The sequence below is a fragment of the Streptomyces fractus genome, from assembly GCF_049844455.1.
In the GTDB taxonomy this organism is placed as follows: domain Bacteria; phylum Actinomycetota; class Actinomycetes; order Streptomycetales; family Streptomycetaceae; genus Streptomyces; species Streptomyces fractus.
In genome coordinates this window covers 5,134,856-5,153,727 of sequence record NZ_JBMYHI010000002.1, presented here as the reverse complement: position 1 = coordinate 5,153,727, position 18,872 = coordinate 5,134,856, and the positions used below count along the sequence as shown (strand labels likewise).

The 18,872-nt window shown below is 70.8% G+C and carries 15 protein-coding genes; 10 read left to right on the top strand and 5 right to left on the bottom strand.

Annotated elements, in window-relative coordinates; translation table 11 throughout:
• Positions 1 to 21 precede the first annotated feature (21 nt).
• On the bottom strand, positions 22 to 843 hold the full coding sequence (locus ACP4E5_RS25325) for a hypothetical protein (protein ID WP_425832399.1): 822 nt from the start codon (positions 841 to 843) through the stop codon (positions 22 to 24).
• Between the two features lie 164 nt (positions 844 to 1,007).
• Between ACP4E5_RS25325 and ACP4E5_RS25320 the strand changes: the two genes are divergently transcribed.
• From ACP4E5_RS25320 to cseC, 6 genes are all read left to right on the top strand, one after another.
• Complete coding sequence (locus ACP4E5_RS25320) at positions 1,008 to 1,673, top strand: phosphatase PAP2 family protein (RefSeq protein WP_425832397.1); 666 nt, start codon at positions 1,008 to 1,010, stop codon at positions 1,671 to 1,673.
• Between the two features lie 83 nt (positions 1,674 to 1,756).
• Entirely contained in the window at positions 1,757 to 2,656 is a 900-nt protein-coding gene (locus ACP4E5_RS25315; protein ID WP_425832395.1) for an HhH-GPD family protein, read from the top strand.
• A 174-nt stretch (positions 2,657 to 2,830) separates the two neighbouring features.
• A complete protein-coding gene (locus ACP4E5_RS25310; protein WP_385762887.1) occupies positions 2,831 to 3,382 on the top strand; it encodes a SigE family RNA polymerase sigma factor in 552 nt (183 codons plus the stop codon).
• An 83-nt stretch (positions 3,383 to 3,465) separates the two neighbouring features.
• Positions 3,466 to 4,104 carry a hypothetical protein gene (locus ACP4E5_RS25305; RefSeq protein WP_425841642.1) on the top strand — a complete coding sequence of 213 codons (639 nt, stop codon included), beginning with the start codon at positions 3,466 to 3,468 and terminating at the stop codon, positions 4,102 to 4,104.
• A gap of 48 nt (positions 4,105 to 4,152) precedes the next feature.
• Entirely contained in the window at positions 4,153 to 4,884 is a 732-nt protein-coding gene (gene cseB / locus ACP4E5_RS25300; RefSeq protein WP_425841639.1) for a two-component system response regulator CseB, read from the top strand.
• 22 nt (positions 4,885 to 4,906) lie between these two features.
• Positions 4,907 to 6,385: a two-component system sensor histidine kinase CseC gene (cseC, locus tag ACP4E5_RS25295; RefSeq protein WP_425832392.1), complete on the top strand. Its 1,479-nt coding sequence runs from the start codon at positions 4,907 to 4,909 to the stop codon at positions 6,383 to 6,385.
• 10 nt (positions 6,386 to 6,395) lie between these two features.
• On the opposite strand, the gene ACP4E5_RS25290 is transcribed toward cseC, so the two are convergent.
• A complete protein-coding gene (locus ACP4E5_RS25290) occupies positions 6,396 to 6,992 on the bottom strand; it encodes a TetR/AcrR family transcriptional regulator (RefSeq protein WP_425832390.1) in 597 nt (198 codons plus the stop codon).
• A 188-nt stretch (positions 6,993 to 7,180) separates the two neighbouring features.
• Here ACP4E5_RS25290 and ACP4E5_RS25285 point away from each other — a divergent pair, with 188 nt between their 5' ends.
• Both ACP4E5_RS25285 and ACP4E5_RS25280 read left to right on the top strand, forming a co-directional pair.
• Positions 7,181 to 7,927 carry an SDR family oxidoreductase gene (locus ACP4E5_RS25285; RefSeq protein WP_425832388.1) on the top strand — a complete coding sequence of 249 codons (747 nt, stop codon included), beginning with the start codon at positions 7,181 to 7,183 and terminating at the stop codon, positions 7,925 to 7,927.
• Between the two features lie 30 nt (positions 7,928 to 7,957).
• The gene (locus ACP4E5_RS25280; protein WP_425832386.1) at positions 7,958 to 9,142 is read left to right on the top strand and encodes a low temperature requirement protein A; all 1,185 of its coding nucleotides are present in this window, start codon (positions 7,958 to 7,960) and stop codon (positions 9,140 to 9,142) included.
• Between the two features lie 580 nt (positions 9,143 to 9,722).
• Here ACP4E5_RS25280 and ACP4E5_RS25275 read toward each other — a convergent pair.
• Positions 9,723 to 11,315: an MDR family MFS transporter gene (locus ACP4E5_RS25275; protein ID WP_425832384.1), complete on the bottom strand. Its 1,593-nt coding sequence runs from the start codon at positions 11,313 to 11,315 to the stop codon at positions 9,723 to 9,725.
• A gap of 131 nt (positions 11,316 to 11,446) precedes the next feature.
• Between ACP4E5_RS25275 and ACP4E5_RS25270 the strand changes: the two genes are divergently transcribed.
• Positions 11,447 to 12,028 carry a TetR/AcrR family transcriptional regulator gene (locus ACP4E5_RS25270; protein ID WP_425832382.1) on the top strand — a complete coding sequence of 194 codons (582 nt, stop codon included), beginning with the start codon at positions 11,447 to 11,449 and terminating at the stop codon, positions 12,026 to 12,028.
• Positions 12,029 to 12,050: 22 nt separating this feature from the next.
• Here the strand turns inward: ACP4E5_RS25270 and ACP4E5_RS25265 are convergent, their stop codons facing one another.
• Positions 12,051 to 12,737 (bottom strand): M23 family metallopeptidase, encoded by a 687-nt coding sequence (locus ACP4E5_RS25265; protein WP_425832380.1) that lies wholly within the window; start codon positions 12,735 to 12,737, stop codon positions 12,051 to 12,053.
• A 433-nt stretch (positions 12,738 to 13,170) separates the two neighbouring features.
• On the opposite strand from ACP4E5_RS25265, the gene ACP4E5_RS25260 reads away from it, so the two are divergent.
• Positions 13,171 to 16,239: an NACHT domain-containing protein gene (locus ACP4E5_RS25260; protein ID WP_425832378.1), complete on the top strand. Its 3,069-nt coding sequence runs from the start codon at positions 13,171 to 13,173 to the stop codon at positions 16,237 to 16,239.
• A 71-nt stretch (positions 16,240 to 16,310) separates the two neighbouring features.
• On the opposite strand, the gene ACP4E5_RS25255 is transcribed toward ACP4E5_RS25260, so the two are convergent.
• A complete protein-coding gene (locus tag ACP4E5_RS25255) occupies positions 16,311 to 18,836 on the bottom strand; it encodes an ATP-dependent Clp protease ATP-binding subunit (protein WP_425832376.1) in 2,526 nt (841 codons plus the stop codon).
• Positions 18,837 to 18,872 lie beyond the last annotated feature (36 nt).

Here is an 18,872-nt window from a genome sequence, read left to right as displayed (position 1 = left end):
CCGCGCCGGAGGGCGCCGAACCTAGTCCTTCTTCAGGACGAACGACGTCTGCGCCGCAGGCAGTTGCGCCGCCTTGACCTCGACGAGGTAGGTACCCGGCCCCGCGGCTCCCGCCGAGGGCGTCGCGCACTGCGGCGCGCTCGGGCGCAGGTCCCACGTGTAGTCACGCTGCACCGTGCCGCCCGCGGGCGCCCGCAGGACCATGTTCCCCGCCCCGGCCGGGCAGTCGTCGGAGGACCAGAACGGCTTGTCGCCCTCCGCCTTGGTGATCGTGACCACCGCGGTCTTCGGCCCGAGGTCGACCTTGCAGGACTTGTCCGCCGTGTTCTTGGCGACGAGTTCGAGCTTCGGCTTGTCCCCGGGCGCGTACGAGTTGTGGACGCTGCGCACCTTCAGGGTCACGGCGCCCGCCGTGCAGTCCGGGAGGCTGGAGCCGGCCGGGACCTGATCCCCGGCGGACGTACCGCCGCTGCCTCCGCTGCCTCCGCCGTCACCGGTGTCGCCGCCCGCCGCATCGTCCGAACCGCCGGACCCCGCACCGGAACCGCCGGACCCGGAACCCGAGCCGGAGCCCGAACCCGAACCGCCGGAACCGCCCGACTCGTCGCGTCCGCCGGGGTGTTCGCTGATCGCGGGCCCCGAGCCGGAGGGGCCTGGCGTGATGGACTCCGTCGGACTCTTGCCGCCGGGACCGCCGGCGCCGTTCTTTCCGCCGCCACCGCCCAAGTTGACGATCCATACGATCAGCAGCGCGAGCAGCGCCACCACGGACAGCAGAACAACCCTCCGTCGCCAATAGATGGAGGAGGGAAGCGGCCCGATCGGATTGCGCAGAGATCCCACGGCTCAAACCTTACGAGAGATCGGGCCGTTGTCCGGCGCTACCCGCCGCCTCGCACACCAAGTTTTCCGGATCATCATCACGCGCGGGCCCTCAACGCCGTCCCACAGCTGCCCTACCATCGCCTGAAGTGACGGTAACGGGGTCATGCATACTGTCCGTCACCATGGGAACCATCGACTCCGACCTGTATCGCGGCATCCTCGACTTCGCCCACGACACCCCTTCGTGGTTTCAGCACCTCATGGAGGTGTGGACGGAAGTCGGGCTGCTGCTGTTCGCCGTGCTCTTCGTCGTCGCCTGGTGGCGGGCACGGGGCAACGACCCGAAGGCCTTCGCCGTCGCGGTGCTCGCGCCACTGGCCACCGCCGTGGCGTACGTGATCAGCGAGGTGGTCAAGTCGGGGATCGACGAGGACCGCCCGTGCCGGGCCGTCTCCGGAGCGCTCGCCCCACTGATCGACTGCCCGGCCTACGGCGACTGGTCGTTCCCCAGCAACCACGCCACGATCGCCGCCGCCGCGGCCGTGGGCCTCGCGCTCGCCTGGCCGAGGATCGGCTGGCTGACGGTGCCGATGGCGCTCCTCATGGCGTTCTCCCGCGTCTTCGTCGGCGTGCACTACCCGCATGACGTCGCGGTGGGGCTGCTGCTCGGCACCCTGGTCGCGTTCCTCGTCGTACGCCTGTTGACGCGGCCGGGAGCGCGGGTGACCGAGGCGATGCGGGGGTCCGGGAACGGGGTCGTGCGGTGGTTCGCCGGTCCTGGGCCCGCCGGGGCCGGGTACGGCTCGGCGGGCGACGGCCGTTCGCGGCGCGGCGCGCACCGGCGTTGAGCCTCCACGGGTGACCCAAGGGTGGCAAGTCCGGTGGCGCCCCTCCGGAGCCCGGGCGCTCACGTGGCAGGATCGGACGTGCCATGACTGCGCTCACAAAGAACCCCGAGAACGCCGATCTCCACGCACCGGTCATCGACTGGTTCACCGAGCACGCCCGCGACCTGCCCTGGCGCCGCCGCGACGCGGGCCCGTGGGGCGTGATGGTCAGCGAGTTCATGCTCCAGCAGACCCCCGTCAACCGGGTGCTCCCGGTGTACGAGCAGTGGCTCGCGCGCTGGCCGCGGCCCGCCGACCTCGCCGCGGAGGCGCCCGGTGAGGCCGTCCGCGCCTGGGGACGGCTCGGCTATCCGCGTCGCGCCCTGCGCCTGCACGGCGCGGCCGTCGCCATAACGGAACGGCACGGCGGCGACGTACCCACCGGTCACGCGCAACTCCTCGCGCTGCCCGGCATCGGCGAGTACACGGCGGCCGCCGTCGCCTCGTTCGCGTACGGGCAGCGGCACGCGGTGCTCGACACGAACGTGCGGCGGGTGTTCGCCCGCGCGGTGGCCGGCGTGCAGTACCCGCCGAACGCGACGACCGCCGCCGAGCGGAAGCTGGCCCGGGCGCTGCTGCCCGAGGAGGACGAAACGGCCGCCAAGTGGGCCGCCGCCTCCATGGAGCTGGGCGCCCTGGTGTGCACCGCCAAGAACGAGGAGTGCCACCGCTGCCCGATCGCCGCGATGTGCGCGTGGCGGCTCTCCGGGAAGCCCGCGCACGAGGGCCCGGCGCGGCGCGGCCAGACGTACGCGGGCACGGACCGCCAGGTGCGCGGCAAGCTGCTCGCCGTGCTGCGCGAGGCCGTCGACCCGGTGCCGCAGGCGGCGCTCGACCGGGTGTGGGACGAGCCCGTGCAGCGGGCCAGGGCGCTGGACGGCCTGGTCGACGACGGTCTGGTGGAGCCGCTCGCGGGCGGCCTCTACCGGCTTCCGCTGGGCTGAGCCGGGCGCCGGTTTACGGCGCTCTTATGTTCGTTACACAACCGACGGACAGTCGTGCGTTGGCCGCTGGCCGGAACGGACAACGCCGTGACAACTCCTCCGTAACTTCTTCCTCGTAACCGCACACGATCTGTGCGGACCACGGGGATTGCGGGAAGCGGGAGGCAGTTGATCATGGCGCATGCCGGTGAGGTGCTCGGGTTCGAAGAGTACGTGCGGACGCGGCAGGACGCTCTGCTGCGCAGCGCCCGCCGTCTGGTGCCCGACCCGGTCGACGCCCAGGACCTGCTGCAGACCGCGCTCGTGCGGACGTACGGGCGGTGGGACGGCATAGCGGACAAGCGGCTGGCCGACGCGTACCTGCGCCGCGTCATGATCAACACGCGGACCGAGTGGTGGCGGGCGCGCAAGCTGGAGGAAGTGCCCACCGAGCAGCTGCCGGAGTCCTCGATCGACGACTCGACGGAGCAGCACGCGGACCGCGCCCTGCTGATGGACGTCATGAAGGTGCTCGCTCCGAAGCAGCGCAGCGTCGTGGTGCTGCGACACTGGGAGCAGATGTCCACAGAGGAGACGGCCGCCGCTCTCGGAATGTCGGCCGGAACCGTGAAGAGCACGCTGCACCGGGCCCTTGCCCGGCTCCGTGAGGAGCTGGAGAAGCGGGAGCGCGAGGAACTGGCCGGCCGCGCGCTCGACGTGAAGGAGCGGGAGCGTTGCGCGGCCTAGGCATACGGGCCTCTGGGATTCGTACGTCCCTGACGAGGGGGCGTTCGTTCGTGAAGCGGGGGCGTTCCGTCGTGATGCGGGGCATGAAGGCGGGGAGCGCGGCGATCGCCGGGCTCGCCGCCATCGGGCTGTTCGCCGGGGTTCTCGCGGCCTGCTCGACCGGTGGCACCGGCGCCCGCGACGAGGGCCCGGCCCGCACGGACCCGGTGGGGTCGACTGCGGCCGCGGGCAGCGCGAGCCCCTCGCCCTCCGCGTCGCCGAGCGCCCCCAGCTCCGCCGAAGCGGTGCGGATCGTGAAGCGGGACCCGAAGGTCGGCGCGGACATCAAGCGCGACCTGAAGCCGTGCGTGGCCGACGAGTACCCGGTCGACGTGAGCTACGGAACGCTGACCGGCAGCTCCCGGAGCGACGTCGTGGTGAACGTGATGACCTGCGGGGACGCGGTCGGCATCGGCACATACGTGTATCGCGACGAGGGCGGCACGTACAAGAATGTGTTCAAGGACGAAGAGCCCCCGGTGTACGCGGAGATCGACCGGGGTGATCTGGTGGTCACCAAGCAGGTGTACGAGAAGGGTGACTCGGTCGCGTCACCGTCGGGCGAGGAGATCCTCACGTACCGGTGGAGCGGGCACGGTTTCTCCCAGGAGAGCCGCACGCACAACGATTACAGCAACGCGGTGGACGGGGAGAGCCCGGCACCTTCGGACGACACCGGCTGACCCGCACGGTGAGGGCCCACGTGGTGGAGGAGAGAACTGATGGCCGGCATGGGCGGTGAGCGCAAGGGCGAGCCGACGCACGTCCTGTTCGTCGAGGACGACGACGTCATCCGCGAGGCCACCCAGCTCGCCCTGGAGCGCGACGGTTTCGTGGTGACCGCGATGCCGGACGGGCTGAAGGGCCTGGAGGCGTTCCGGTCGGACCGGCCGGACATCGCGCTGCTCGACGTGATGGTGCCGGGGCTCGACGGGGTCTCCCTGTGCCGCCGCATCCGCGACGAGTCGACGGTTCCGGTGATCATGCTCTCCGCGCGCGCGGACTCCATCGACGTCGTGCTCGGCCTGGAGGCGGGGGCCGACGACTACGTGACGAAGCCGTTCGACGGGGCGGTGCTCGTGGCCCGGATCCGCGCCGTGCTGCGCCGCTTCGGGCACGCGGGCATCGCGGCGGCGGCCCGCTCCGGCGCGGCCGAGGAGAGCCACGCGCCCGACCACGGGGCGCTGCGCTTCGGCGACCTGGAGATCGACACGGACGGCATGGAGGTCCGCAAGGGCGGCGAGACGGTGGCCCTGACGCCCACCGAGATGCGCCTGCTGCTGGAGTTCTCCTCCGCGCCCGGCTCGGTGCTGTCCCGCGACAAGCTTCTGGAGCGCGTGTGGGACTACGGCTGGGGCGGTGACACCCGCGTCGTCGACGTCCATGTGCAGCGGCTGCGCACGAAGATCGGCCAGGACCGGATCGAGACGGTCCGCGGCTTCGGCTACAAGCTCAAGGCCTGACCGGGCTGATGGGACAGCGCATATGAGGAGGGGCAGCACCACGGGGACCGCGTCGGCGAGATCGGCCGTTCCGGCGCCTCGCGCCACGGGCGCCGCGGGCGCCGCGGGCGCCGCGGCGAAGTCGGCCGCCGCCGGGTCGTCGCCCGCCGCGCGGAAATCCGTCCGCTCCTGGATCCCGCACGGCCTGCGGACCGGCGTGCGCTGGAAGATCAGCGTCGCCATCGCCTTCGTGGGCGCGCTCGTCGCCGTGGCGCTAAGCCTCGTCGTGCACAACGCGGCCCGCGTCTCGATGCTGGACAACGCGCGGGACGTGCAGGACGAGCGGATCCAGTTCGTGCAGCGGCAGTACGAGGCGCGCGGCGGCAATCTGCCCGTCGGCTTCCGGGTGGACGACCCTGCGCTCCCGCCCGACCTGCGCGCGAAGGCCCGCGAGGGCCGCCGCGTCACCTACGTGTCGGAGTCGGCCAGTGGCGTGCCCGACATCTGGGCCGCGGTCCCGCTCAGCAACGGCGGGATCCTCTCGGTGCACACCCGGTTCGCCGACCGCAGCGCCACCGTGATGAAGGACCTCGACAAGGCGCTGCTCATCGGCTCGATCTCCGTCGTGCTCGGCGGCAGCGCGCTCGGCGTCCTCATCGGCGGCCAGCTCTCCCGCCGCCTGCGCAAGGCGGCGAGCGCGGCACGCGATGTCGCCGCGGGCCAGAGCGACGTCCGCGTCCGGCGCGCCATCGGCGGTGTCGTACGCGACGAGACGGACGATCTGGCGCAGGCCGTCGACGCGATGGCCGACGCCCTGAAGCAGCGCCTGGAGGCCGAGCGCCGGGTCACCGCCGACATCGCGCACGAGCTGCGCACGCCGGTCACCGGGCTGCTCACGGCAGCCGAGCTGCTGCCTCCCGGGCGGCCCAGCGAGCTCGTCAAGGACCGCGCGCAGGCGATGCGTACGCTCGTCGAGGACGTCCTGGAGGTGGCCCGGCTCGACAGTGCAGCGGAGCGGGCCGAGTTGCAGGACATCATGCTCGGCGAGTTCGTGGAGCGCCGGATCGCGTCCCGCGCGGGCGACGGCGTGACCGTCCGGGTGATACACGAGTCCGAGGTGACGACGGACCCGCGGCGCCTGGAGCGCATCCTTCTCAACCTGCTGGCCAACGCCTCGAAGCACGCCCGCCCGCCCATCGAGGTCAGCGTCGAGGGCCGGGTCCTTCGGGTGCGCGACCACGGCCCCGGCTTCCCTGAGGAGCTCCTGGAGGAGGGGCCGAGCCGCTTCCGCACCGGCGCCGCCGACCGCGCGGGGCACGGCCACGGCCTGGGTCTGACGATCGCGGCCGGGCAGGCCCGGGTGCTCGGCGCCCGCCTCACGTTCCGCAACATCCGCCCCCAGGGAGCGGATCACGATGCCCCCGCCGAGGGCGCCGTGGCAGTGCTGTGGCTGCCGGAACACGCCCCGACGAACACGGGGAGCTTCCCGATCCTGCACCTGCCCGACACCGGCAAGCAGTAGGCCCGCCCCGTCAACTCCCCTGCTGTACGAGGGAGTCGGCGAGGCGAACCGCTTCCGCCTCACCCAAGGGGGCGTGCCCGAGCAGGAAGCGGTACCAGAAGACGCCATACACCTGATCCACCATCAGATCGAGGTCGCAGTCCGCCGCCAGCTCGCCGCGCTCCTGCCCCCGGGCCAGCACTTCGCGCAGCGCCGACCGTCGCGAACCGGTGAACTGCCGCATCAGCTCGGCGAGATGGGGGTCGCGGGCAGATTCCCGCACCAGCGTGCGCAGGGCCGGGCCGACCGGCGTCGTCTGCGCGCCCGCGAACGTGGCGGCGACCACCGCCCGCAGGTCCTCGCGCAGCGAACCGGAGTCGCGGGCCGGCACGGCCTGCTCGGCGCGGCCGGTCAGCGCGTCGAGCAGCACCGCACCCTTCGAGGGCCACCACCGGTACAGCGTCTGCTTGCCGACCCCGGCCTCCCGCGCGATCGCGTCGACGCCGACGGGTGCGCCGTCCGCGTCGGCGAGCAGCCGCAGCGCCGCGTCGAGGACGGCACGGCGCGCCTCCTCGTTGCGCCGGCGGCCCGTGTGGGGCCGCGCCTCCCCTTGCACCTGTTCGCTCATCTCCGGCCACTCCTCCCAGGTTTCCGCCCGAACCATCTTGACGAGACCGGCGGTCTCGGTAAAACTTACTTTATCGAGACCGCTGGTCTCGTCAACCAGCGGGCTCCACTACGACTCCACTGCGACTCCACTGGGGCCCCGCTGCCGGCTCCACAACTGAACCCACGGGACACGAGGACAGGGTCACCATGACTTCTGCAACACCCTCCACCACTCCCACCACCCACGCGGTCGTCATGGGCGGCAGCTCCGGTATTGGCGAGGCCACCGCCGCGCTCTTCGCCCGGGGCGGCGCCGAGGTCACGATCACCGGCCGCGACGAGCAGCGCCTCGCCGACGCGGCCGCCCGCATCGGCGGCAAGACCACCACGTACCGGATGGACGCCGTGGCGCAGGACGACATCGACGCCTTCTTCGCCACCACCGCACCCATCGACCATCTGGTCGTCGCGGTGAGCGGCGCGGCCGGCGCCGGGGCGTTCGCCGACCTCGACCTGGCCGACCTCGCCCATGGCTTCGACGCCAAGTTCTGGCCCCAACTGCGCATCCTCCAGGCGGCGTTGCCGCATCTGACCGGGCACGCCTCGGTCACCCTCATCACCGCGGCCTCGGCCCGCGCCGCCTTCCCCGGCACCTCGGGCCTGGCCGCGATCAACGGCGCGCTGGAAGCGATGATCCCGCCGCTCGCCGTCGAGCTCGCCCCGCGCCGGATCAACGCGGTCTCCCCTGGCGTCATCGACACCCCCTGGTGGGACCGGGTGCCGCCGGAGCAGCGCGCGGAGCTGTTCGCGGGGCTCGCGGCGACGACCCCGGTGGGCCGCGTCGGCGCCCCCGAGGAGGTGGCCGCGGCCATCAACTCCCTTGCCACGAACGGCTTCATCACCGGCGTGGTCCTGGACTGCACCGGCGGGGCAAACCTGCCGACGGGCCGCTGAGCCGGGCGTCCACGGGTTAGCCTCGCGCCCATGACCGTATCCCCCGGTGTCGAGGAGACGGCCCAACAGCCGCCTGCTGTACGAGAGTTGCCGCGTCGCGCGACCTGGTTCGAGCTCTTCGGCGACCTGGTCTTCGTGGCGGCGGTCGGACAGACCACGCACCGTCTGGGCGGTCATCCGGACGCCGCCTCGACGGCCGCGGCCGCGGCGCTGTTCGTCCCGCTGTGGTGGACCTGGGTGCTGTACACGGTCCGCGCCAACCGCGCGGACCACGACCGGACGGTCCAGCGCCTGCTCACCACGGTGGGGCTCGCCGCGGTGGCCGGCATGGCCGTCTACATCGGCGGGGTCGGGCACGGCCGGGGCGCCGACGCCGGTTTCGTCGTCGCCTACCTCGGCGCGCGGGCCGGCGTCGCCGCGCTCTACGTCTGGGACCTGCGCCAGGAGCCGCGTCTGCGGCGCATCGTGGTGGCGTACGTGACGGGCTCCGCGATCACGGCGGCGGTCTGGCTGACGGCGACGTTCACGCTCGACGGGCCTGCCAGGTACGTCACTTGGGGCGTCGCCATGGCCGGCGAGCTGGCCCTGCCGCTGCTCGCCGGGCGGCGCCTGGCCGACGCCCCCGGCGACGCGGAGCATCTGCGTGAACGGTTCGGCCTGTTCACCATCATCGTGCTCGGCGAGAGCGTGCTGGGGTTCACCAACGGGCTGGTCAAGGTGCACACGGCGCCGGCCGCGGCGCTCACCGGCGCCGCGGCGTTCGCGCTCACGGCGGGCCTATGGTGGTCGTACTTCAGCGCGTCCGGCACCCGCCCCGGCGCCCACGAGGAGCTGGCCGCGGGCGGCCGCCACCTGCACATCTACGTCTTCGGGCACCTGCCGGTCCAACTGTCCCTGGCCATCACCGCGGGCGCGGTCGGCGCGGCGGTGACCACGACGTCGCACCGCCTCAACACCCCGCTGGCGGCCTGCGTCCTGGGCGGCACCGCCGTGTTCCTCACGGCGACGGCACTCATCAGGGCCGGCTTCACCGGCGTACGGGAACACGTGGTCCTGATCCGACTGGCCACGGCGGCGGCCATCCTGTGCACGCTCCCCCTCACGACCCGCGTCCCGGTGGCAGCGGCCCTGACCATCCCGGCCCTCCTGCTCACGACATCACTCGCAGCCGAATCCCCCACCCACCGACACCACACGGCAGGCAGCCTCCCGTAGGCGGCCCACACCACGCACGAGGACCGGCCCCCGGCGCCAGCAGGCACCACACAAGACAAACGGCACCCCCACCATCAGGCACCGCACACACCGAACGCCCCCCGCCAGCAGTCACCACGCACGACAACCGATCCCCGGCACCATCACGCACCAACCACGCCGAACGAACCCGGACGCCATCACGCACCGCCACGACGAACGAACCCCGGCGCCACCAGACACCACACACGCCGAAACTCCCCCTCGCCATCAGGCGCCGCACCACGACGAACGAACGCCGACGCCAGCACACACCGCCACGCCGAGCGATCCCCGGCACCGGCAGGCACCACACACAACGAACAGGCCCCGCGCCCTCAGGCACCACATACGCCGAGCGATCCCCGGCACCAGCAGGCACCACACACAACGAACGACCCCCAGGCGCCATCAGCACCGCACACGGCGAACAGCCTCGCGCCACCACGCACCACACCACGCCGAACCGCCACCCGGCCGCCACCACGCACCACACACAACGAACGGCCCCCCGCGCCACCAAGGCGCCGGGGACCGTTCAAGCCGAGGGCAGCGGCTCCGCTCAGACGGACTCTGCGACCGTCCCGCCGCTGCGTGCGGCGTCCTCGACCGGCTTCTTGGGCTCGGGGGCCGCGCCGCGCAGCATGACCTCCTTGACGAAGACCGCCGCGATCAGCGCACCGACGGCCACCACGGCACCCAGCAGGAACGCGGAATGCGTGCCGGACGAGACCGCGAACTGGTAGGCGTCCCGCGCCTGCTCCGGCAGCTTCGCCAGGCTCGCCGCGTCCAGCTGCGCCGACTGCTCGGTGACCTTCCCGCCGAGCGCCCCGGCCCGCTCCGCCATGACGTCCTGCACCCGGTTGTTGAACAGCGCGCCCATGATGGCGACGCCGAACGACGAACCCAGCGTGCGGAACAGGGTGGTGGACGAGGACGCGACGCCTATGTCCTTCATCTCCACGCTGTTCTGCGCGACCAGCATCGTGATCTGCATCAGGCAGCCCATCCCGGCGCCGAGCACGGCCATGTACAGACCGGACGTGAACCGCGAGGTCCCCGTGTCCATCTGCGCGAGCAGGAACAGCCCGGCGACCATCAGGACGCTGCCCGCCACCGGGAACACCTTGTACTTGCCGGTGTTGGTGGTGACCCGCCCCGCGATCAGCGAGACGACCATCATCGCGAGCAGCATCGGAAGCAGCAGCAGACCGGAGTTGGTCGCGGACGCGCCCTGCACGGACTGCTGGTACAGCGGCAGGAACAGCACCGCGCCGAACATCACGAAGCCGGTGATGAAGCCGATCACGGACATCAGCGTGAAGTTGCGGTTGCGGAAGATGTGCAGCGGCACGATCGGCTCGGCGGCCCTGGTCTGCGAGAACACGAACCCGACGAGCGCGGCGACGCCGATCCCGATCAGCTCCATGATCACGGCGGAGTCCCAGGCGTACTCGCTCCCGCCCCACGTGGTCACGAGCACGATCGACGTGATGCCGACGGTGAGCAGCGCGGCGCCCAGATAGTCGATGGATCCCCCGGCCCGCTTCTTCGGCAGATGCAGCACCGCGGTGATCGCCACGAGGGCGACGATGCCGAGCGGGATGTTGATGTAGAAGGCCCAGCGCCAGCCGAGGTGGTCGGTGAGGGTGCCGCCGACGAGCGGCCCGCCGATCATGGCGAGCGCCATCACGCCGGCCATCATGCCCTGGTACTTGCCCCGCTCACGCGGCGGAATCAGATCGCCGATGATCGCCATGACGCCGACCATCAGGCCACCGGCACCGAGCCCCTGGATGGCCCGGAAGCCGATCAACTGCCCCATGTCCTGGGCCATTCCGCTGAGCACGGAGCCGACCAGGAAGATCACGATGGAGGTCAGGAAGGCGCCCTTCCTGCCGTACATGTCGCCGATCTTCCCCCAGAGCGGCGTGGAGGCCGCCGTCGCGAGCGTGTACGCGGTGACGACCCACGACAAGTGCTCGAGCCCGCCCAGCTCGCCGACAATGGTCGGCATCGCGGTGCCCACGATCATGTTGTCGAGCATGGCGAGCAACATGGCGAGCATCAGCGCGAGCAGCACGACCCGCACGCTGCGCGGCTGTTTCACCGGCTCCTGATCCGCTGTCGCGGGCTGCACGGCCGCCTGTGTCATGGTCCCCACTCCCCCTGCGTCACCCGGGACTTACTTGTCGCCCGGCTAGTTACCTACAATGGGAAAAGTAGAGCGCCAACTAGCCGGGCGTCAAGTAAGTTTTTCTCCAAGGGCACGAAGGGCAGCAGCCGATGGTCACGGGCAGCAACAAGCCGCAGCAGCGACGCGGGGACACCCGCCAGCGCATTCAGGACGTGACCTTGGAGCTCATCGCCGAGCAGGGCTACGAGAAGACTTCACTGCGTGAGATCTCCGAGCGCCTCGGTGTGACGAAGGCCGCTCTCTACTACCACTTCAAGACCAAGGAAGACATCGTCGTCAGCCTCTTCACGGACCTGATGAAGCCGATCGACGACGTGATCGCGTGGGCCGCCGAGCAGCCGCCGACACTGGAGGCCAAGCTCGAGATCCTGGGCCACTACTCGAAGGCGCTCTCCGACGCGGCCCCGCTCTTCCGCTTCATGCAGGAGAACCAGGCGACGATGCGCGAGCTGAGCATCGGCGAGAACTTCAAGGAGCGGATGACGTCCCTGTTGGACCATCTGCTCCCCGAGGACGTCACGCTGACCAACCGGGTCCGCTGCTTCAGCGCGCTGTTCTCGATGCACGCCGGGATGTTCGTCCTGAGAGACGTCGAAGGCGACCCCGAGCAGAAGCGCAAGGCCATCCTCGAGGTCGCCTCCGACCTGGTCACGCAGGCCCATCACAGCTGACGGGCCGGTACGGCGGGCGTCGTCAGACGCTCACGCCCTCCTTCTTCAGGAAGGAGACGGGGTTGACCGCCGAGCCGTAGTCCGGCGTCGTACGGATCTCGAAGTGCAGGTGCGGACCGCTGGAGTTGCCGGTGTCGCCGGACAGCGCGATGTGGTCGCCCGTGGTGAGCTTGTCGCCGACCTTCACGTCGATCCGCGACAGGTGCGCGTACTGCGAGTACGTGCCGTCGCTGTGCTTGATGACGATGGCGTTGCCGTACGCGGCGCCGTCACCGGCGCCGTTGCCGCCGGCCTTGACGACGGTGCCGCCGTGCACGGCGGAGACGTCGGTGCCGACCGGCACCGCGAAGTCCTGGCCGGAGTGGTGGCCGCTCGCCCACATCGCGCCACCCTGCGAGTAGCCGGCGGAGAGCTCGTAGTCCTTGACCGGGTCGATCCAGGACTTGGCCTTCTTCTCCTCGGCCTCCTTCTTCTTCGCCTCGGCCTTCTTCTTGGCCTTCGCGGCGTTCTCGGCGGCCTTGGCCTGCGCGGTGGCCTGCGCCTCCACGGACGTCGAGGCGATGCCGGGGAGGGACGTGGCGTCTGCGGAGTCGGCGACCGCGGCCCCGGTCCCGAGCAGCGCCGACACTCCGAATCCGGCGGCCACGACGGCAGCCCGCTTACGGAGCATCGACGTACCGGGGCGGTGGGACTGGGTGCGCTTCGACATATGGGCAGACCTCTCGAACGGGGACATGAGGGGACCCGGCGCACTGCCTCGTGCTGCCGGGCCGACCATCCCTTGGTAACCCCACCCCCCATCACCACCCAAAACGCCTATCTACGACATCGCCTCGTAGGCGCGCCCCGACGACACCCCGGGACGTTCGTCAGTTCGACCGGGACCAAAGCTGCCCGATTTATACACTCATTCTTGGTTTAACCGCACTTCATCGCCGTACGGCCGGACTGCGCACGCTCGCCGGACCACCCTCCACACCGAAACGGACAATTCACCAGAACCCATCGACGGCGTAACAGCACGCCCAAACCACTCCCGCACCACTATTTCCGTTAGTACGTGACGCACGTCCTGTGCGGCATGTCACCGACCGGCAAGATCCAACCCCGCACGGATGTGACCGGGGCTACGCTCCCGAACCATGGATCCCGCTGCCCTCGGCACACGATTGGCCTCGAGCGTGATCGCCCCGGCGCTCAAGAAACTTCTCGTCCAGGAGGGCCCGGGAGCGGGCCTGACGGACAAGCCGGTACGCCTGTCAGGGCCGATCTCCTTCCGGGGCGAGAAGCGCGCCCTGGACGGCGCCGACGCCGAGCGGATCGCCCGCGCCCTCGTCACCGCCGCCGCACGCACCCCGGGCGAAGCGCCGTTCCCCGCCGACGAGGCCGAACCGCTCACCCTCGCCCTGGCCGCCACGCTGTCCGCCCTCGGCGGCCTCACCATGGACGACGTACAGGCGGCCCGCCTCGACCAGCACGCACTGGCCCGCTCGCTGCGCCACGCGGCCCCCGCCTCGCACGGGCTGTCGGCCGACGCCGGGCTCTTCCTCGACGCGGCCGTCGACGAGGCCTGCCGACAGGTGCTGCAGTTCTTCACCCAGCGGTCCACCTTTGTCCCCCGCACCCTGGTCGAGCAGCGCCGGGAGCAGGCCGAACTCCTCGCCAAGACGGACGAGTTGATCGCCCGCACGCCGCCCGCCGACGCGGCCGACACCGCTTTCGAGGAGCGCTACGCCCGGCACATCGCCGACCGCCACCGGCACCTGACCATCTACGGCATCGACCTGCGCGAGGCCCCCGAGCGCTGGCCCCTCGACGTCGCGTATCTGAGCCTGGAGGCGACGGCCGCGCCGCCTGCCGGCGCCTTCAACGCGGAGACCGAGGCGCCCGCCACGCCCGTCCGCATCCGCGCCGAGGACGCGTTCGGCGACGGCACCGGCCAGGGCAGCGAGCGGGTGCTGCTGCGTGGCGACGCGGGTTCTGGCAAGACGACGCTGATCCAGTGGCTGGCGACCCGGGCGGCGGCAGAGGGGGACCGCGTCCCGTTCGTGCTGCCGCTGCGCACGCTGGCGGCCGGTCCGCTGCCCGCCCCCGAGGCGTTCCTGACGGCGGTGTCCTGCCCGCTGAGCGCGCCCGCCGGGTGGGCCGGGCGGGTCCTCGGGGCCGCCCGCGCCCTCGTCCTCGTCGACGGCCTCGACGAGATCCCCACGGCCGACCGCCACCGGGTGCGCGACTGGCTGCTCGCGCTCGTCGACGCCCACCCCGGCAACCGCTGGCTGCTGACCTCGCGCCCCACCGCGGTACGGCCCGAATGGCTCGCCGACAGCGGTTTTCGCGAGGTGCTGCTGCCGCCGATGCGCTCCGCCGACGTCGCCACGTTCGTGCACCGCTGGCACACGGCGGCCGACGCCCTGCCCTACGAGGCCGCGCTCCTGGACTCGCTGCGCACCAAACGCGACCTCGCCCGCCTCGCCACCAACCCCCTGATGTGCGGCCTGATCTGCGCCCTGCACCGCGAACGCCGCGGCTATCTGCCCACCGGCCGCAAGGAGTTGTACGACGCGGCCCTGACGATGCTGCTGGCCCGGCGCGACCGGGAGCGCGGCATGGCCGTGCCCGAACTCGCCGAGGAGGCCCAGATCGACCTCCTCCAGCACCTCGCCTACGCGCTCGTCCTCAGCGGCCGCACCGAGATGAGCCGCGAGCACGCCATCGGCGCACTGGAGCGCCGACTGCCCGCCGTGGCCTCCGCGGCGGCGCACGGAGACGCGGCGACCGTCCTGCGCACCCTGCTCCTACGGAGCGGCCTGCTGCGCGAACCCACCGCCGACACGGTCGACTTCGGCCACCGCACCTTCCAGGACTACCTGGCCGCCCGTTACGCCGTGGAGGAGGGCCACGCCCTCCCCTTCGTGCAGCGCCTCGCCGACGACCCGCAGGGCGAGGACGCGATCCGCATGGCCGTCGCCCACGCCCGCCCCGGCGAACGGGCGCAGTTGTTGCGGGAGTTGCTGTCACCGGCAACGCCGCGCCTCACGCTCCTCGCGCTGGCGTGCCTGGAGCATGCGACGGCGCTGGATCCGGGGGTGAGGGGAGAAGTTGAGCGGGCGGCGGGGGCGCTGACCCCGCCCCGCGACCGCGACGCCGCCCACGAGCTGACCGAGGCGGGGCCTCTCGTGCTGGAGTTGCTGCCGGGGCCCGATGGGCTGACCGACGAGGAGGCGCACGGGGTGGCGATCACCGCCTCACTCCTTGGCAGCGCCGAACCGGCGGGCGCGCTAGGGGTGCTGCGGCGGTTCCGCGCGCATCCGTCGTTGGAGGTGCGGCGTCAGCTGGCGGGTACATGGCGCCGATTCGACACCCGCGAGTACGCGTCGGAGGTCCTCGACCACTTGGGACGTGACGACCTGTACGTCACGTGCGAGACGGACGAGCAACGCCTGGAGCTGCCCGCGATGCGCCCCTGGAAGTGGCTCGATTTCCGCGGTCCGCACGCGCTGACCGACGTGGTCGCCGCGATCCCTGCCCCGGAGGCTGTGTCGGTTGTCAACGTCCAGGACAATCCGCTGGCCGGGGACCTCGGCACCTTGGCCGCGTTCTCCGCCCTGGACAGCCTCATGGTGACTGGCTGCCCGAATGCACATGGACTCGGCGCCCTCGCCGACCTACCGCTGGCCTACCTCCAGTACGGGGCCCATGACTTCACGGGCCTGTCCGCCCTGAACTCGCTTCGCCGCCTGACGCTCGAAGGGGAGCTCGCGGCTGACTCCCTCGCCGACGCTCTGCCGACCGGGGCCGCGCTGGAATTTCTCTACCTGGGCGGCGAAGCCACCCGCACCACCGGTCTGCGCGGGCTCAGCTGCTGGCCCACCCTGACCGCCCTGAGCCTCGGCTCCCTCACTGCCCCACCAACCGCCCAGGACTGGCGCTACGTAGCCGAACTCCCTGCCCTGGCTGGCCTCTTCCTGCACGCGGCCTTCTTCAGCGACCACCGCGACTCGATCGCGGCGCTGCCCGAACTCCCCGGAGTCGAGGCGCTGACCCTCTTCGCCCTGCACGGCGCTGAGGACCTGTCCGCGCTACCGTCTCGCTTCCCCGGCGTACGCGAGGTGGCCCTGCAGACCAGCCCCGGCAAGACCTTCCCGGCCGAGCGCTACGCCCCGCTATTCCCCGATGCCGAGGTCGCCGTGTTTCCACGCGCAAAACGCTAAAAACGGATGGGCCCGAACCGTTCCGTCAGGAACAGCTCGGGCCCACCCGTATCAGGCTCGCCCCGGAGGGGTTACGCCTCCTTGCTCAGGTTCGGGCCGCCACCGGCAGCCGCGTCCTCGATCGGCGGGGCGTCGGGCAGCGCCGACTTCTCCTCGCCGCGGAAGGTGAAGGTCTTGTTCTCGCCCTCGCCCTCCGTGTCCACGACCACGATGTGGCCCGGCCGCAGCTCGCCGAAGAGGATCTTCTCCGACAGGCTGTCCTCGACCTCGCGCTGGATCGTGCGACGCAGCGGACGCGCGCCGAGCACGGGGTCGTAGCCCTTCTTCGAGAGCAGCTCCTTGGCGGACTGCGAGAGCTCGATGCCCATGTCGCGGTCCTTCAGGCGCTCGTCCACCTTCGTGATCATCAGGTCGACGATCTCGAGGATGTCGCTCTGGCTGAGCTGCGGGAAGACGACGACGTCGTCGACACGGTTGAGGAACTCGGGGCGGAAGTGCTGCTTGAGCTCGTCCGACACCTTGTTCTTCATGCGCTCGTAGTTGGACTTCGAGTCGCCCTGGGCCGCGAAGCCGAGGTTGAAGCCCTTCGAGATGTCACGGGTTCCAAGGTTGGTCGTCATGATGATGACCGTGTTCTTGAAGTCCACGACGCGGCCCTGGGAGTCGGTCAGGCGACCGTCCTCCAGGATCTGCAGCAGCGAGTTGAAGATGTCCGGGTGGGCCTTCTCGACCTCGTCGAAAAGAACCACCGAGAACGGCTTGCGCCGCACCTTCTCGGTCAGCTGACCGCCCTCTTCGTAGCCCACGTAACCGGGGGGCGAACCGAAGAGACGCGACACCGTGTGCTTCTCGCTGAACTCCGACATGTCGAGGGAGATCAGCGCCTCCTCGTCACCGAAGAGGAACTCGGCGAGGGCCTTGGAGAGCTCGGTCTTACCGACACCCGACGGGCCCGCGAAGATGAACGAACCACCCGGACGCTTCGGGTCCTTCAGACCGGCCCGCGTACGGCGGATCGCCCGGGAGAGCGCCTTGACGGCGTCCTTCTGGCCGATGACCCGCTTGTGGAGCTCGTCCTCCATGCGCAGCAGACGCGAGGACTCCTCCTCGGTCAGCTTGAAGACCGGAATGCCGGTGGCGGTCGCGAGGACCTCGGCGATCAGCTCGCCGTCGACCTCGGCGACGACGTCCATGTCGCCGGCCTTCCATTCCTTCTCGCGCTTGGCCTTCGCGGCGAGCAGCTGCTTCTCCTTGTCGCGGAGAGAGGCCGCCTTCTCGAAGTCCTGGGAGTCGATGGCCGACTCCTTGTCGCGACGCACGCCCGCGATCTTCTCGTCGAACTCGCGGAGGTCCGGCGGCGCGGTCATCCGGCGGATGCGCATCCGGGAACCGGCCTCGTCGATCAGGTCGATCGCCTTGTCCGGCAGGAAGCGGTCCGAGATGTACCGGTCGGCCAGGGTCGCGGCCTGGACGAGGGCCTCGTCGGTGATGGACACACGGTGGTGCGCCTCGTACCGGTCGCGCAGGCCCTTGAGGATCTCGATCGTGTGCGGCAGCGACGGCTCCGCGACCTGGATCGGCTGGAAGCGGCGCTCGAGGGCCGCGTCCTTCTCCAGGTGCTTGCGGTACTCGTCGAGCGTCGTCGCACCGATGGTCTGGAGCTCACCGCGGGCCAGCATCGGCTTCAGGATCGAAGCGGCGTCGATGGCACCTTCCGCGGCACCCGCACCGACCAGCGTGTGCAGCTCGTCGATGAACAGGATGATGTCGCCGCGGGTGCGGATCTCCTTGAGCACCTTCTTGAGGCGCTCCTCGAAGTCACCGCGGTAGCGGGAGCCGGCGACCAGGGCGCCGAGGTCAAGCGTGTAGAGGTGCTTGTCCTTCAGCGTCTCGGGCACCTCGCCCTTGACGATCGCCTGGGCCAGTCCCTCGACGACCGCCGTCTTGCCGACGCCGGGCTCACCGATCAGGACCGGGTTGTTCTTGGTCCGGCGCGACAGGACCTGCATGACGCGCTCGATCTCCTTCTCGCGCCCGATGACCGGGTCGAGCTTGGACTCACGAGCGGCCTGCGTCAGGTTGCGGCCGAACTGGTCGAGCACCAGGGACGTGGAGGGCGTGCCCTCGGCAGGACCGCCGGCGGTGGCGGTCTCCTTGCCCTGGTAACCGGAGAGCAGCTGGATGACCTGCTGCCGCACCCGGTTGAGGTCTGCGCCCAGCTTGACCAGGACCTGGGCGGCGACGCCCTCGCCCTCGCGGATCAGGCCGAGCAGGATGTGCTCCGTGCCGATGTAGTTGTGGCCCAGCTGAAGGGCCTCGCGGAGCGACAGCTCCAGGACCTTCTTGGCACGGGGGGTGAAGGGGATGTGGCCGGACGGGGCCTGCTGGCCCTGGCCGATGATCTCCTCCACCTGCTGGCGGACCGCCTCGAGCGAAATCCCGAGGCTCTCCAGGGCCTTAGCGGCGACACCCTCGCCCTCGTGGATCAAGCCCAGGAGGATGTGCTCGGTGCCGATGTAATTGTGGTTGAGCATCCGGGCTTCTTCCTGAGCCAGGACGACAACCCGCCGCGCGCGGTCGGTGAACCTCTCGAACATCGTTAATCGCTCCTCAGAGCGGTCAGGCAGTTAGGG